Raw genomic sequence first — 14,486 nt, 5'->3', positions numbered from 1 at the left:
CGTTCGCCACTGTAACGCTGTCGTTCGTCTATGATACGCTGTCACCCGCCTTTGTGACTCTATCGTCGGCATCTGTCGTTTCCAACCAAAAAGGAGCACCATCATGGCTGAGAACACGTCCAAGTCCTTCGCGGCGCATGCGGACGGCGCGGACTGGGAAAAGGGGCTGCGGCCCTATTTCGTGTACCGCGACCTGGGCATGAAGTCCGCCACCGAAGGCCGGGTGATGGCCCACGTCATCCGGGCCGCCCAGTCCTGCGACGGCCCCATGGGCTATCATTCCCACGAACTCGAGTTCCAGATGAACTACCTGCTCAAGGGCTGGGCGCGCATCGATCTGGCGGACGTGGGCGAGATCGAGGTGACCGCGGGCGACGCGTGGTACCAGGCGCCCGGCGTCGCCCATGAACTCATGGAGTACTCCGACGATTTCGAAGTCATCGAGATCACCATACCGGGTGACTTCCCGACCATCGACGAAACGCGTTAGGGCCGGCCATGAACGTGGGATTCATCGGGCTGGGCAACATGGGCAATCCCATGGCCGCCAGCCTCCTGCGCGCCGGACACGCCCTGCGCGTCCACGACTTGGACGAGGAAAAGGCCGCTAACCTGCTGGAGGCCGGGGCCGAATGGGCTTCGTCCCCCCGCGAGACGGCCTCGGGCGCCGACGCGGTCCTTACCTCGCTCCCCGGTCCCGCCGTGGTGGAAACGGTCGTCCTGGGCGAGAACGGCGTGTTCGAAGGGCTCGCTCGCGGTACGGTCTTCATCGACACGAGCACCGGCGAACCGGAACTCGTCCGGCGCATCGCCCGGGAAGGCGCGGCACGGGGCATCGACGTGCTCGACGCGCCGATCAGCGGCGGCGTTTTCGGCGCCAGGGACGCCACCCTGACCGTGTTCGTCGGCGGTCCTCAGGAGGTGTTCGACCGGTACGAACCCCTCTTGCGCGGCGTGGGCGAAACGGTCGTCCGTATGGGGGAAACCGGCAGCGGCGTCGCGACCAAGCTGGTGAACAATCTCATGATGTTCATCAATTTCATCGGCGCCTGCGAAGGGATGGCCATCGGCGCACGGGCGGGGATCGATCCGCGTGAGTTGATCGATGCCATCCGGCCGAGCATGGGCCAGAGCCGGATGATGGAGCGGTGCCTGACCCGCTTCCTGGACGACCAGTCACTGTATTCCGCCGTCGACCTGGGGGTGAAGGACATGCACCTGGGCGTGGAGCTCGGCAGGTCGCTCGACGTCCCGTTGGAAATCGCCCCGATGGTCGAGGACCTCCTGAGGCGTTACCAGGACCGGGGGAACGCACAGGCCGACCTCCTCGAATACATCGGAGATTACCTGAAGCGGGCGGGCGTCGACCCGGCCGGATAACCGTGAGGTAAACCATGCGCTGGAAAATACCTGTTGTCCTGACCTTGTTCCTGGTACCGGGCGCCATCATGATGGGTGCCACCGTTCCAGAGGCGGTCGTTCCGGGAGCCGCCGCGAGTACGATCGACGCCGCGGCCGGTATTCCGCATTCGACGGGCCCGAGCACAGACGCAACGTCCGCGGCCGTCAGCCCGCAGTCCGCGACCGGGTCGCTCGATATCCGGGGCGCCTGGAAACCGGAATCGTACCGGCTCAAATCCGGACCGGTCCACGAGGTGACCGGCCTGATCAGCTTCACCGAAAAGGACTGGTCGGTTCTCTTCTTCATCGTGACCGACGAGGGCCCCCGGAGAGGTTCCGGCGAGGGCGGCACCTACACACTGGACGGGGACAAGCTGACCTTCCGCCACCTGTACAACCTCTCCGGCGGCCACGCCGTCGACGGTTTCGAGGCCAGCGAGCTTTCGATGAGGGTGAGGCCGGCAGACGCCGAAGACGCGCCCGCCGAGCCCTGCACCATCACGATAGAAGAAGATCTCCTGACTATCTTCTTCCCCAGCGGAAACCAGATGACCTTCCGCCGCAGTTCCCGTTAAAGTGCGGGCCTTCTCACGACATACCGGCCCATCCCTTTCAGCCATCCGTGCACACTTTCAGATTCATGCGCTTTCAGGAACCGGAATCAGTTGACTTGAACGGGTGATCCGGCTTATCTTTGGACGCTGTCAAATAGCCGGATCGAGACCCGGAAACCAGTACATGCCATCCGAAGACCTGACCCGAGACATGAAGAAAACGGTTGGCGTCGAGGCCGCCCTTATGGTCGGCCAGGGCGACGTGGTCGGACTGGGCACCGGATCGACGGCGGAGTTCATGATCGAGGAACTGGGGCGCCGCGTGCGGGAGGAGCAACTGGACATCATCGGCATCCCCACGTCCTTCGACGCGTCGGTGCTGGCCCGCGGGAACGGCATCCCGGCGGGCACGCTGGACGACGTGGACCGAGTCGACATCGCCGTGGACGGCGCGGACGAGGTAGATCCCGCGATGAACCTGATCAAGGGCCGGGGCGCCGCCCACCTGCGCGAGAAGATCGTGGACGGCATGGCCGAACGGTTCATCGTCATCGTGGACGAATCGAAACTGGTCCAGCGGCTGGGCACGAAAAGCCCCGTGCCGCTGGAAGTCCTGCCCATGGCCGTCCGTCCCGTCATGCGGGCGGTGGAAGCCCTGGGCGGAGAACCCGTGCTGCGGATGGCGGTACACAAGGACGGACCGGTCATCACGGACCAGGGGAACATGGTGGTGGACGCCCGTTTCGACGGGATCGACGACCCCGGTGAGATGGAGCGCACGCTCAACAACATACCCGGCATCCTGGAAAACGGCCTCTTCGTCGGACTGGCGACCGAGGTCCTCGTCGGGAGGATAACCGGTGAGGGCCGGATCGAGGTGGAAAGAAGAACCTGATACCGCGCGAACCCATCTGAGTGAATAAATGAACGATATCGGATACTTCAGCCTCCTGCTCGCTTTCATGGCAGCGGCCTACGGCGGCGTGACCAGCGTGGTCGGCGCCCGGGCGCGGAACCCGCAGATGATCGCCAGCGGGGCCCACGGCGTCCTCGCCACCTTCGGCCTGCTGACCCTGTCGTCCATCGTGCTGATATACCACCTGTACACGGGCAACTTCCAGGTGGAGTACGTCGCCTCCTACACCAGCAGCACCCTGCCCGAGTTCTACCGCGTCACCGCTATGTGGGCCGGGCAGAAGGGCTCCCTGCTCCTGTGGGTATGGACCCTGGCCCTGTTCGCGCTGGTGGTGCACCTGACGAACCGGGACCGGAACCAGACGCTGATCCCCTACGTCCATGCGGTGATGATGTCGGTGGTCCTGTTCTTCATCGCCCTGCTCATCTTCATGGCCGATCCCTTCGAGCTGCTTCCCTTCGTGCCCGCCGAGGGCCGCGGCCTGAACCCGGTGCTGCAGATGCCGCTCATGATCATCCACCCGCCCATCCTCTACCAGGGCTACGTGGGGACCGTGGTCCCCTTCGCCTTCGCCATAGCCGCGTTGATCACGGGGGAACTGGGCGACACGTGGATCCGGACGATCCGCAGATGGACCCTCTACGCCTGGTTCTTCCTCGGTTTCGGCCTGATGCTGGGCGGCCGGTGGGCCTACGTCGAGCTGGGGTGGGGCGGTTACTGGGCCTGGGACCCGGTGGAGAACGCGGCGCTCATGCCCTGGCTGACCATCACGGCCTTTCTCCATTCCGTGATGATCCAGGAGAAGAAGGGCATGCTGAAGATCTGGAACTTCATCCTGATCATCCTGACCTTTGGCCTGGTCTACTTCGGCACCTTTCTTACGCGGAGCGGGGTCGTCTCATCGGTCCATTCCTTCACCACTTCGGGCATCGGCCCCATGTTCCTGGGTTTCGTCATCGTCTCGATGGTGTTGTCCTTCGGACTCCTGATCAGCCGCCGCAACGCCCTGAAGGCCCGCAGCGAACTCGACTCCTTCGTTTCGCGGGAAAGCAGCTTCCTGCTGAACAACCTGGCCCTCGTCGGCGTGTGCTTCGCCATCCTGTGGGGCACCATATTCCCCGTGCTTTCCGAGGCGGTCAGCGGGGAGAAGATCACGGTAAGCGCGCCGTACTTCAACCAGATCAACGTGCCCCTGGGCATTTTCCTGCTCTTCCTCACGGGCGCGGGTCCGCTCTTCGCCTGGCGAAAGACGTCCGTGCAGAGCCTGAAGCGGCATTTCTCCATACCCATAGCCTGCTTCCTCGCCGCGGCCGCCATCCTGCTCGCCTTCGGCATCCGGCACGTCTACGCCGTGCTTTCCTTCAGCATGTGCGCCTTCGTGGTCGGCGCCATCGGCCTGGAATTCTACCGCGGTGCCCGCGCGCGCCGGTCGACGAACGAAGAATCCTGGCCCGCGGCGTTCTACCGCCTGGTCATGAGCTATAAACGCCGGTACGGCGGTTACGTCGTCCACATCGCCATCGTGCTCCTCTTCGTGGGCTTCACGGGAAAGGCGTTCGACCGGGAGGAGAATTTCGCCGTCCGGGAGGGCGAGTCCTTCCAGATCAAGAACTACACGCTGGACTTCGATTCCCTCACCGAGACCAACATGGGCGAGTACGTGTCCTACGCCGGCATGCTACGCCTTTCCGTGGACGGCGAGCCCGTCGTGATGATGGCTCCGGAGAAGCGTCTCTACCCCATACAGGACCAGGTGACTTCGGAAGTTTCCATCTGGTCGACGGTGAATGAGGACCTGTACGTGGTCCTGGCGGAACTGAACGAAACGCTTGACGTAGCTACATTTAAGGTCTACATTAATCCATTGGTAAACTGGGTATGGATCGGTACGGCGCTGCTCATGCTGGGGACGATCATCCTGTTCCTGCCGGATCGATTCGGAAGAAAACCAGGCACACGCGAGCGGCCCGCATAGCCGCGTCGCAGATTGAAGCACGACTATCCGGATGATGCACCGGTAGCTACTTATTGTAAGACCAGATTGGGTAATTCGATAAGCAGGATGGGGGCGCTCGGGAGGAAGAACGGGCGCATCGGAACACGGATTTCACAAGCAAAACGCATGACCGACACCGTTCCTGGCGAACAGGTGGAATCAGAATCAGTTCAACTTCGGATTTTACTTTGCTGAATTATGCACGCACTTTCCCGGCGCCGGAAGGCGAAGGAACTTTCTTAAGCGGAAATCATTGCAAACGCTTGACGATAGATCGTCGGGAATACGCGCATAATCGCCCCTTCGGCGGAACGGTTCCAAAGATACGGGTGCCATCCCTTCCTCACCCGTAAGCAAAACGCCCCTGCCGGCGAAAGCCGATCCGGTCACCACCCGGTCCGGCGGCCAGCTTATCGACATTAATCCCGGGCTCGACGCCACGGCTCGACGCCACCGCGCTCGACGCTACTGCGCTCGATGCCGCTAAAGGGATAAGCTGCTCTATCGCAGGGGGTGTTGTATGGAATTCCCATTGGAAAACCTGAACGGGTTATTGCTGCCCCTGGCCGCGCTGACCGTGTTTTCCGGTCTCGTCGGGCTGGTCATCGGCATGCTCTGGCGGCGCAGCAAAGCCGGCGAAATGGAGGAGAAGGCCCAGAAGCGCGCCCAGCGCCTTTTCAAGGAAATGGAAGTGCAGCGCCGTGCGGAGATGCTGGAGGAGAAACGAAAATGGCACGACGCGCGGGAAGCCCAGGAGGAGGAAATCAACAGAAGGCAGTCCGCCCTCGTGAGCCAGGAGCAGGATATGATGGACCGGGAGAAGGAGTGCGAGCAGCGGTATGACAACCTGAAGGACCGCGAAGATCAGACCGGCCTGAGGGAAGACGAACTGGAGAAGACGGAAGAGAGGCTGAACGCGCAGGAAGTCCGCCTGAAGGAATCGGCTTCGGAATACCGCAACCGGCTGGAGTCCCTGGCCCGGCTGACCTCAGAGGAAGCCAAGCAGCAGCTCCACGGCGAACTCATCCGCGACGTGAAGCAGGAAGCCGAGCACCAGGTGCGGGACATTCTCAAAACCGCCCAGACCAATGCAAACCGGGAAGCGAGAAAGATCGTTACGCTGGCGATCAGCCGGTGCGCGGTGGATCAGTCCACGCAGACCAGCGTCGCGGTGGTCCCCCTGCCCAACGATCAGATAAAAGCCCGTATCATCGGAAAGGACGGCCGAAATATCCGAACTTTCGAGGCGGCCAGCGAAGTCAAGGTGATGGTGGACGACACACCCGAAGCCGTGGTCATCTCCTGTTTCGATCCCATTCGCCGGGAAATCGCCCGGACGGCCATGGCGGATCTCGTATCCAACGGGAAGATCACCCAGAGCCGCATCGAGGAGATTATCGGGCGGGCGCGGGAACAGATCGACAACCGCCTGCTTTCGGAAGGCCAGCAGGCCGTCAACGAGCTCAAACTGAAATCGATGCACCCCGAGATGATGAAACTGGTCGGCCGGCTGCGGTTCCGTTCCAGTTACGGGCAGAACGCCCTGGATCACTCGAAGGAGGTGGCGTTCCTCACCGGCATGATGGCCACCGAGATCGGCCTGGACGAACTGCTCGCCCGGCGCTGCGGGCTCCTGCACGACGTCGGCAAGGCCCTGGACCACGAGATGGAGGGATCCCACCCGGAAATCGGCCTGGCCTTCGCGGAAAAGTACGGCGAACCCGAGGAAGTCAAGAACGCCATCATCGCCCATCACAACGACGAGAACGAGGAAATCACCTCGCCGATCACCTTTCTGGTCGCCGCGGCGGACGCCATTTCCGGCGCCCGGCCCGGCGCCCGCCGGAACGATCCCGAAGACTATGTCCGCAGGGTGGTGGAACTGGAAGAACTCGCCCGGTCCTTCGACGGGGTGGCCGACGCCTACGCCATCAACGCCGGCCGCGAGATCCGGGTCATGGTCCGTCCGGACCAGGTGGACGACGACCGGACGCACACGCTGGCTTCCGAGATCTCCCAGAAGATCCGCAACGACCTGACCTATCCCGGGCACATCAAGGTGACCGTCATCCGGGAGAAGATCGCCCACAGGATGACGAACAAGCGGGACGACCAGCAGCACGGCGGACGTCGAAGGTCGTACGGACGAAACCGGAACCGGCGTAATGCTCCGGCGTCCAGCGGACAGGCGGCGGGATAACCACGCCGCGCAGCGGATTCCCGTGTCTCTTACCGAAGAAATCAAGGCGCATGCCGCGTCACTCGGATTCGATCTTGCCGGCATAACGACGGCCGATCCACCCCGCCACGGGGATTACTACGCCGAATGGGTCGCGCAGGGCATGGCCGGCGAGATGGCCTACCTGGACCGCCAGGTCGAGAAACGCCAGGATCCGCGTAATATCCTGCCGAACGCCCGGTCCCTCGTCGTGGTCGCCATGAACTACCGTTGTCCGGACCCGGATCCCGTCTCCGGCATGCAGGCCGCCCCGCCCCGCGGCAAAATCGCCCGGTACGCCCGGGGCGACGATTACCATGACGTGATGAAAGAGAAGCTGCTGGCGCTGCTTCGATTCGTACAGGAGAGGGCCGGCCGTCCCGTGGAAGGGAAGGTATACGTGGACACGGGGCCCGTGCTGGAACGCGAGTTCGCCGTCCGCGCCGGCCTGGGGTGGTTCGGGAAGCACACCAACCTCATCCACAAGCGCGTCGGTTCGTGGCTGTTGATCGGGGAGATCCTCCTCGACATCGAACTGGACCCGGACGGGCCCACGGCCGATCACTGCGGCACGTGCACCCTGTGCCTCGAAGCCTGTCCCACGGACGCCATCGTCGAACCCTACGTGGTCGATTCGCGCCGCTGCATTTCCTACCACACCATTGAATTGAAGGGTGCCATTCCCCTGGAGTACCGCGCGGCGATGGGAGACCGCGTGTTCGGGTGCGACGACTGCCAGGATGTCTGTCCCTGGAACCGCAGCGCACCCGAAACCGGCCTTCCGGCCTTTGCTGCGCGTCCCTGGAACGAAATGCCGGACCTCATCGAAATGCTGGGGTTGACGCCGGAGGCGTTCAGGAACCGGTTCAAGGGCAGTCCCGTAAAACGGACGAAGCGGCGCGGCCTGCTGCGGAACGCCGCCGTAGCCCTGGGCAACACGAAGGACCCCGGGGCGGTTCCCGCCCTCGCCGATTCGCTGGGCGACGACGAACCGCTGGTCCGGGGCCATGCGGCCTGGGCGCTGGGAAACGTCGGCGGCGCCGGGGCGCTGGCGGAACTGGAGAAAGCGCGGAAGACCGAAGAAGATCCGTGGGTGGTCGAGGAAATAGACCGGGCGCTTGCCGAATGCGCGAAGTCATCACGCGTCAAGAACGCGTCCTGACGAAACACTCTTTTTTCAAAAGCCCTTGCCTACCCGGAGGTTGGCCATATATTTCAGATGGCTTTGGAGGCAATTGCCGGGGTGGTGGATCGAGGTCCGGCAGCGATATCGGTATCTGAATCGATGAAACGGATATGATTAGACACCTCCCGCTCATAGGCCTTGTACTGGCCGTCGGTTGCGCGGCCCCCCGGACCCTTGAACCGGGCGCGCGCACCACGCCCCCGACCGGGACGGCGGATACCGCCGGGAATACCGTCGCAGTGGAGGAACCGTCCGACCCGGATCTTACCCTCGATCATGTCGCCCCGGCCGATTCCCTGGCAATGCGGGACCCGGCCAGCCTGCTCGCCGACGCCAGGCTGCGCTATGACGCGGCCCTCTCGGCGCTGGAACGATCCGATACCACGGCCGCGCGCGCCGCGGTCGACGAAGTGCTTGGGCTGCTCGTCCTGCTGAGCGACGACCAGAAGCACGCGGCCACCCCCGCGCAGGCCGACCTCCTCAGGAAGCTCGGGCCGCTGGTGGATCGTATCCAGGCCAGGGGCCGCGCCGCCGCCGAAGTCCGGGGTTCGATCCCCAGGGTACTCAACCGCCGCGTCACGCAACAGATCAATCTGTTTCTCAAAGGCAGAAGCCTGGACATACTCAAGGCCTCGTACCAGCGGTCCGGGCGCTACACCCCGATGATCCGCGAAGAACTGGCCGCCCGGGGCCTGCCAGCTGAGCTTCAGTGGCTGCCCATCGTCGAAAGCGGTTTCAAACCCAGGGCGTTCTCGTGGGCGTCCGCGGCGGGCATGTGGCAGTTCATCTACGACACGGGAAAGCGGTACGGACTCCAGCGGTCCGGCTGGGTAGACGACCGCTTCGATCCCATCAAGGCCACCCCGGCCGCCCTCGCCTACCTGGGGGACCTGTACACCATGTTCGACGACTGGTTTCTCGCCATGGCGGCGTACAACTGCGGAGAGTACCGGGTGCTCCGCGAGATCAACCGGACGGGGAACCGGGATTACTGGAAAATGCGGCTGCCCAGGGAAACCCGGAACTATGTACCTAAGTTCCTCGCGGTGCTGCATATCATCGAGAACCCCGAGAAATACGGCGTCGAGTGGCCGGAGACCCACGATCCCCACCTCTTCGAAGAGGTGCGCATCGACAAGTCGGTCGCGCTGCAGCACGTCGCCGACCTGCTCGCCATGCCGCAGGACGATCTCAAGGCGCTGAACACCGACATCCGGTACGGCGTGACGCCGCCCACCGGATTCTCGTTGCGCGTACCCCTGGGCGCGGGTACGACCCTGCTCGGCAGTCTCGACGAGCTTCCGGAGTCGAATTTCAAGCCCCCTCCCGAGGTACGCAGGTACCGCGTGCGGCGGGGTGATACCCTGGGCCACATCGCCCGCAGATTCCGGACTTCGGTCAGCAGGCTCCGGAGCATGAACCGGATCCGGGGCAGCCTGATCCGCGTCGGCCAGCTCCTCCGCGTACCCGGAAGGAACTACAGTGGACAGTTATGGGCCGGTCAGACGGCTTCTTACGGTACGCCGAAGGATGCCGCTACACACACCGTGCGGCGCGGCGATTCACTGACCCGCATCGCCCGGTACTACGGGACATCCGTCGTGGCGCTGAAACTGGCCAACGGGTTGCGGGGAGACATCATCCACCCCGGCCAGGTGCTTCGCCTGTCGGGAAACGGAAGCGGAAGGGCAACAAGCGGTGCGGTGACCTACAACATCCGGTCCGGGGATACGCTGGCGCGGATCGCCAGGGTCTTCAGGGTGACCGTCGCGGCCCTAATGCGGGCGAACCCCGACGTGCAGGCCAGGCGGCTGCAAATCGGTCAGCGGATCATCATTCCCGGCTGACGGCGCGTGTCGGCGGCCGAACGAATCCGGGACCCGGATCACGCGGAATCGAAAGAGGAGCATGCGCACATGGGATACGTCAAGGCGGCGGAGCTGGATGAGCTGAGTCCGGGCCAGATGAAGATGGTCTCGATCAGCGGGAAGGAGATCGTCCTCTGCAACGTGGACGGGAAGTACTATGCCGCCGACAATTTCTGCCCCCACATGGGCGCGCCCCTGAGCGAAGGGGAACTGGACGGCACCGACCTCTGGTGTCCGTTCCACGGCGCGTCTTTCGATGTGACCACGGGCGACGTCCTGTCACCTCCGGCCTACGAAAACCTCACCTGCTTCCCGGTCCGGGTGACCGAAGAAGCCGTGGAAATAGAAATCTAGCCGCTAGCCGCTGCCGTCAGCCGCTGACTTCAACCACTGAAATGTTCGTACCCCTTCGGGCGCAGGGGCCGGGATCCGGTGTGATCCGTAATGGTGTATCTCCGGGCGGCGGTCACGCATTCGCCAATGGGGGTCAGCGGCGTTCCGGTACGCTCCGCGAGTTCGGCCGCCAGGCGCTCCACCCCCTCCGGCGCTACGGCGCACAGCAGCTCGAATTCCTCACCGCTTTCCAGGGCGGTCCCGACGGGATCGAGCCGAAGCTCCTCCATGGCCCGCCTGGTTTCCTCCGCGATGGGCAGGGCGTTCCCATCCAGGTTCAACCCTACCCCGCTGTCGCGACCCACGTGCAGGACGTCTGAACTGAGCCCGTCGCTCACGTCGATCATGGCACGGACCCACCCACTGTTCGCCAACAGAACGCCTTCGCGGACCCGTGGAACGGGGGTGCGGTGGCGGCGCAGCACGCCTTCGAACCGGTCCGTTGGTTGATTCGACGCCGGCTGTACCGTCCGCCCTTGCGCCGCCGTCTCCTCCATTGCCGGATTTTCCGCGGCCGGTTGCTCTCGTGCCGCACGAAGCAGGCGGAGGCCGGTCTCGCTCGCGCCCAGGAGTCCGGTCACGCACAGGATGTCACCCGCCCGGGCGCCGCTGCGCCGCGTGATGTGTTCCTCCGCGGCTTCACCGCTCACCGTGATGGAGATGACGGTCGGCCCGTCCGTCGAACTCAGATCGCCTCCGACGATGGACACGGGATGGCCAACGTGCCCGGCCAGGTCGCGAAACCCCAGGTACAGCGCTTCCACGTCTTCCATGGCGCGATGGGCCGGAAGGCAGAGCGTCGTCAGCGCGTGCCTGGGCACGCCGCCCATGGCCGCGATATCGCTGAAATTGGCGGCCATGCACTTCCATCCGATCTGCCGCCAGGACGAGAAGGCCACGTCGAAATCCACGCCTTCAACGAAGGTGTCGGTCGTCAGCAGGGTCGTCATGCCGGGCGCGGGCGCCACGGCCGCGGCGTCATCGCCGACCCCCAAAAGGACACTCGGGTCCGTATCGGGCAGCGCGTGCCCGATACGCCGGATCACCTCGAATTCGCCTGGAAGACCCGTGCCTTCCTTACGATGGTCCACGGTTCATCCCCTTGCCGAACCGCCCTTCGACACGCTCCCTCGAGCGCGTGAAGATCTCGATGCCGGCCGTAACGCCCCCACCGAAGAGCAGCCCCTCCAGCGCGCCCAGGGCGACCTGGGTGGTGCGGCCGAACTCTCCTTCCCCGAAGATCGTCGCGATGGTTTCAAGCCGAATCTGCGACGCATCGAAGGACTGCCGCAGGGTCTCCAGGCTGGCCGTGAACATATTGCCGCCCATCACGGTCAGGACGATACTGGCGATCATGCCGCCCAGCGCGCCGAAGACGATGTAGAGCAGGCTTCGCCACTGCCCGGGCCGCCTGGCCAGGTAATACGTGACGACCGGTCCGAGGGCCACGCCCGCGCCGATGAAAGCGCCCTCGAGACCGCCGGTAAGACCCGCGGGCTGCCGGCCGAACAGGGTCTGAAGGGTATCGGCACTGTACAGGTTGAACGCGGTGCCCACCATGCCGCCGCCCAGCGCGCCGCCCAGTACGCCGAGCCACCGGCTGTATCTCCCGGATACGCGCCGCAGCGCGACCATGCCGAAGGACACGCCCGCGCCGCCGAACGCGCCGCCGAACACCCCCAGGCCCGCCAGGACGAATATGGGCGTAAGCGCCTCCGGCGAAAGCCCGGAACTGGCGGCGGCCAGGGCGGTTCCGAGAAGCAGCCCGCCGAACAGGCCGGACACGGCGCCGCCGAAGGTACCGCCGATGCCTTGCTGCATGATGTCGATCCCGCCCTGTTGCAGGCGCATCAATACGAAACCGACCATCACCATGACCCGGTACAGCCGGGAGAGCTTGACCGACCGGTTCTGTTCCCGCAGAAAAGCCAGGCTTACCGCCCGCTGGAGGCGGCTGACGGACTCGTTGCCCGTGGGTCGGGTCAGTATCGATTCCACGGCCGAACCGAACCAGTCCGCCAGCTCGATACTTGCCGCCCGGCGCACACTCAACATGGGATCCCGCAACGCGAGGTTCCGGAGCCGGTTGTTCAGCGCCGCGCAACGCACGGGCCGGGATGACTCCACCGCCCGCTTGCGGACTTCCCGGCGATCGTTGTACATGGCCTCCAGAATCACGTTCACCGCATCCGGCACCTTTTCAACCAGCCAGGACGGCACGGGCCGGTCCCGGTTGAGCAGACTGATGCAGAGCAGGTACGCTTCATCGCCGGAGACGCCGATTTCTTCCAAATAGGGTGCGAGCAGGTCCAGGGTTTCGCGGTCCATGATGAGCTGGTAGGTCCGGTAGTTCTCCACCGACCGTTCGAGCAGGCTGCGCGCCTGCTTCGCTTCGTAAACGCTGCCGGTCAGCCAGCGGGACACCTCCGGAATCATGCATTCGTGGGCGAGTTCCAGCCACCCTTCCCCTTCCTGGTTCCTGCGCCGGACGATACGGGCGTCGACCAGTTCCCCGAGCAGCGTTCCGAGGGCGTCGGCGTCGTACCGGTCGCCGGCCTGGATCCGCGTAGCCAGTTCGGCCTCCCGCACGACGATGAGCCGCTCCTCTGCAGAAATGAGCGCCAGGAGCACCTGCTGCACCACGGACAGGTCGGCCGCCGAAAACCGGCGAAGGACCCTGGCGAGATAGTCGGCCAGGATCTGCGAAGCGCCGCCAAGCTGGTCGTAAGCCGATTCCGTGATGAGGTTTCTCGTATTGCGCTGATCGTACAGCGTATCGCACACGATCTGCAGGTGGGGCGGATCGACCGAGTCCTCATCGGAGAGATCCTCCAGCAGGCGGTCGACGAGCGCGTCTTCAAACCGGCAGCCGACCCGCCAGGCCGGACCCGTGATGGCCTGCGCGGCCTGTTCGGAGGTCAATCGGCCGAGCCGGTATTCATGGTGGAAGATCTCCGGGACCGCCGGTTTGAGCCGGCTCATCTCCGCGAGCATATCCTCCCGCATCACGAATACGAACTGCAGGGGCAGCCCATCGTCTTCCATGATCACGCCGAGTTCATCGACGAACGCCTCCCGGCCCTGCTCATCGAGCAGGAGAAAGAACTCTTCGAACTGGTCCAGCATGACGACGATGCGGGACGCGGAGCCGGACCAGTTCCGTCGCAGCAGTTCCTGCAGGGAAGCACCGTCCGGATCGAAGCCGCCCGCTCCGTTGCCCGTTACGAGCCGCCGGACCATCCGCTGCATGTGCTGCAGTGGATCGGTGAAACTCCGGATGATACACGTCAGGTGGCCCTGGTCCTGCAACCGGGGGATGACGCCGGCCCGGAGGATCGAACTCTTGCCGACGCCGGAACGGCCGTAGAGGAGAAACGAGCGCCGGGCGAGGATGCGGGAGCAGATGTTCTCGATTTCCTCCTCGCGGCCGAAGAACAGGCCCTGGTCGTTTTCGGTGTAGTAATCGAGGAACTTGTACGGACGGGTCGGCTCGTCTTTAGCGGCCTGCCGGGACGGTTCGTCCACGATCTCCACCGCTTCGCCGATGAAGACGTACCCATGCTTCGGCACCGTCTTGACGTAACGGGGATTCGACGCGTCATCCTCCAACTGTTTCCGGATCGACTTGATACACTGGGTCAGCGCCGTATCGCTGACGATCACGTCTTCCCAGACTTCGTCGAAGATGCGGTTCTTCTCCACAAGCTGCCCCGCGTTGGATACCAGCAGCACCAGTACGTCGAAATACCTGGAACTCAAAGGCAGCACGGCGTGTTTCCGGCGGACCTGGCGGTTCTGGATGTCCAGCACGAAGTCGTCGAAGCGGAAGCCTTTGGCGGCGGTCTGTTGCGTCATTCGGGGCTCATTTGGCGGATTTCGAAGGAAAAATCGGGTGATTCATACGTTCCTCACAGAATACTCACGGGGACCTCATGCATTTCATAATTGGTATGA

At 63.9% G+C, this 14,486-nt stretch carries 11 protein-coding genes; 9 read left to right on the top strand and 2 right to left on the bottom strand.

What is annotated here, in order from left to right; all coding sequences use genetic code 11:
• Positions 1-103: 103 nt before the first annotated feature.
• The 9 genes from F4Y38_13390 (at position 104) to F4Y38_13350 (ending at position 10,493) form a co-directional block, all read left to right on the top strand.
• Positions 104-490 carry a cupin gene (locus F4Y38_13390; GenBank protein MXY50276.1) on the top strand — a complete coding sequence of 129 codons (387 nt, stop codon included), beginning with the start codon at positions 104-106 and terminating at the stop codon, positions 488-490.
• Between the two features lie 8 nt (positions 491-498).
• Positions 499-1,380 carry an NAD(P)-dependent oxidoreductase gene (locus tag F4Y38_13385; protein MXY50275.1) on the top strand — a complete coding sequence of 294 codons (882 nt, stop codon included), beginning with the start codon at positions 499-501 and terminating at the stop codon, positions 1,378-1,380.
• Between the two features lie 14 nt (positions 1,381-1,394).
• Positions 1,395-1,976, top strand: coding sequence for a hypothetical protein (locus F4Y38_13380; GenBank protein MXY50274.1), 582 nt, complete (start codon positions 1,395-1,397; stop codon positions 1,974-1,976).
• Between the two features lie 163 nt (positions 1,977-2,139).
• Positions 2,140-2,850, top strand: a complete 711-nt coding sequence (gene rpiA / locus F4Y38_13375) for a ribose-5-phosphate isomerase RpiA (protein MXY50273.1) — start codon at positions 2,140-2,142, stop codon at positions 2,848-2,850.
• A gap of 28 nt (positions 2,851-2,878) precedes the next feature.
• Positions 2,879-4,846 (top strand): heme lyase CcmF/NrfE family subunit, encoded by a 1,968-nt coding sequence (locus tag F4Y38_13370; GenBank protein MXY50272.1) that lies wholly within the window; start codon positions 2,879-2,881, stop codon positions 4,844-4,846.
• Positions 4,847-5,387: 541 nt separating this feature from the next.
• Positions 5,388-7,067, top strand: a complete 1,680-nt coding sequence (gene rny, locus F4Y38_13365) for a ribonuclease Y (GenBank protein MXY50271.1) — start codon at positions 5,388-5,390, stop codon at positions 7,065-7,067.
• Positions 7,033-8,247 carry a tRNA epoxyqueuosine(34) reductase QueG gene (gene queG, locus F4Y38_13360; protein MXY50270.1) on the top strand — a complete coding sequence of 405 codons (1,215 nt, stop codon included), beginning with the start codon at positions 7,033-7,035 and terminating at the stop codon, positions 8,245-8,247. The genes rny and queG overlap by 35 nt, the downstream gene beginning before the upstream one ends.
• 134 nt (positions 8,248-8,381) lie before the next feature.
• Complete coding sequence (locus F4Y38_13355) at positions 8,382-10,118, top strand: LysM peptidoglycan-binding domain-containing protein (GenBank protein MXY50269.1); 1,737 nt, start codon at positions 8,382-8,384, stop codon at positions 10,116-10,118.
• 69 nt (positions 10,119-10,187) lie between these two features.
• Positions 10,188-10,493: a non-heme iron oxygenase ferredoxin subunit gene (locus F4Y38_13350; protein MXY50268.1), complete on the top strand. Its 306-nt coding sequence runs from the start codon at positions 10,188-10,190 to the stop codon at positions 10,491-10,493.
• A gap of 29 nt (positions 10,494-10,522) precedes the next feature.
• Here the strand turns inward: F4Y38_13350 and thiL are convergent, their stop codons facing one another.
• On the bottom strand, positions 10,523-11,623 hold the full coding sequence (gene thiL, locus F4Y38_13345; GenBank protein ID MXY50267.1) for a thiamine-phosphate kinase: 1,101 nt from the start codon (positions 11,621-11,623) through the stop codon (positions 10,523-10,525).
• On the bottom strand, positions 11,610-14,387 hold the full coding sequence (locus F4Y38_13340; protein MXY50266.1) for a hypothetical protein: 2,778 nt from the start codon (positions 14,385-14,387) through the stop codon (positions 11,610-11,612). The genes thiL and F4Y38_13340 overlap by 14 nt, the downstream gene beginning before the upstream one ends.
• Positions 14,388-14,486 lie beyond the last annotated feature (99 nt).

The organism is Gemmatimonadota bacterium (genome assembly GCA_009838645.1).
Classification (GTDB): domain Bacteria; phylum JAAXHH01; class JAAXHH01; order JAAXHH01; family JAAXHH01; genus JAAXHH01.
The sequence above is the reverse complement of the archived record's forward strand: the minus strand, read 5'-3'. Positions and strand labels throughout refer to the sequence as shown.

What these genes read in the sequence shown, in the direction of transcription:
- F4Y38_13390 (MXY50276.1), top strand. Translation starts at nt 104, where the DNA reads ATGGCTGAGAACACGTCCAAGTCCTTCGCGGCGCATGCGGACGGCGCG.
- F4Y38_13385 (MXY50275.1), top strand. Translation starts at nt 499, where the DNA reads ATGAACGTGGGATTCATCGGGCTGGGCAACATGGGCAATCCCATGGCC.
- F4Y38_13380 (MXY50274.1), top strand. Translation starts at nt 1,395, where the DNA reads ATGCGCTGGAAAATACCTGTTGTCCTGACCTTGTTCCTGGTACCGGGC.
- rpiA (MXY50273.1), top strand. Translation starts at nt 2,140, where the DNA reads ATGCCATCCGAAGACCTGACCCGAGACATGAAGAAAACGGTTGGCGTC.
- F4Y38_13370 (MXY50272.1), top strand. Translation starts at nt 2,879, where the DNA reads ATGAACGATATCGGATACTTCAGCCTCCTGCTCGCTTTCATGGCAGCG.
- rny (MXY50271.1), top strand. Translation starts at nt 5,388, where the DNA reads ATGGAATTCCCATTGGAAAACCTGAACGGGTTATTGCTGCCCCTGGCC.
- queG (MXY50270.1), top strand. Translation starts at nt 7,033, where the DNA reads ATGCTCCGGCGTCCAGCGGACAGGCGGCGGGATAACCACGCCGCGCAG.
- F4Y38_13355 (MXY50269.1), top strand. Translation starts at nt 8,382, where the DNA reads ATGATTAGACACCTCCCGCTCATAGGCCTTGTACTGGCCGTCGGTTGC.
- F4Y38_13350 (MXY50268.1), top strand. Translation starts at nt 10,188, where the DNA reads ATGGGATACGTCAAGGCGGCGGAGCTGGATGAGCTGAGTCCGGGCCAG.
- F4Y38_13340 (MXY50266.1), bottom strand. Translation starts at nt 14,387, where the DNA reads ATGACGCAACAGACCGCCGCCAAAGGCTTCCGCTTCGACGACTTCGTG.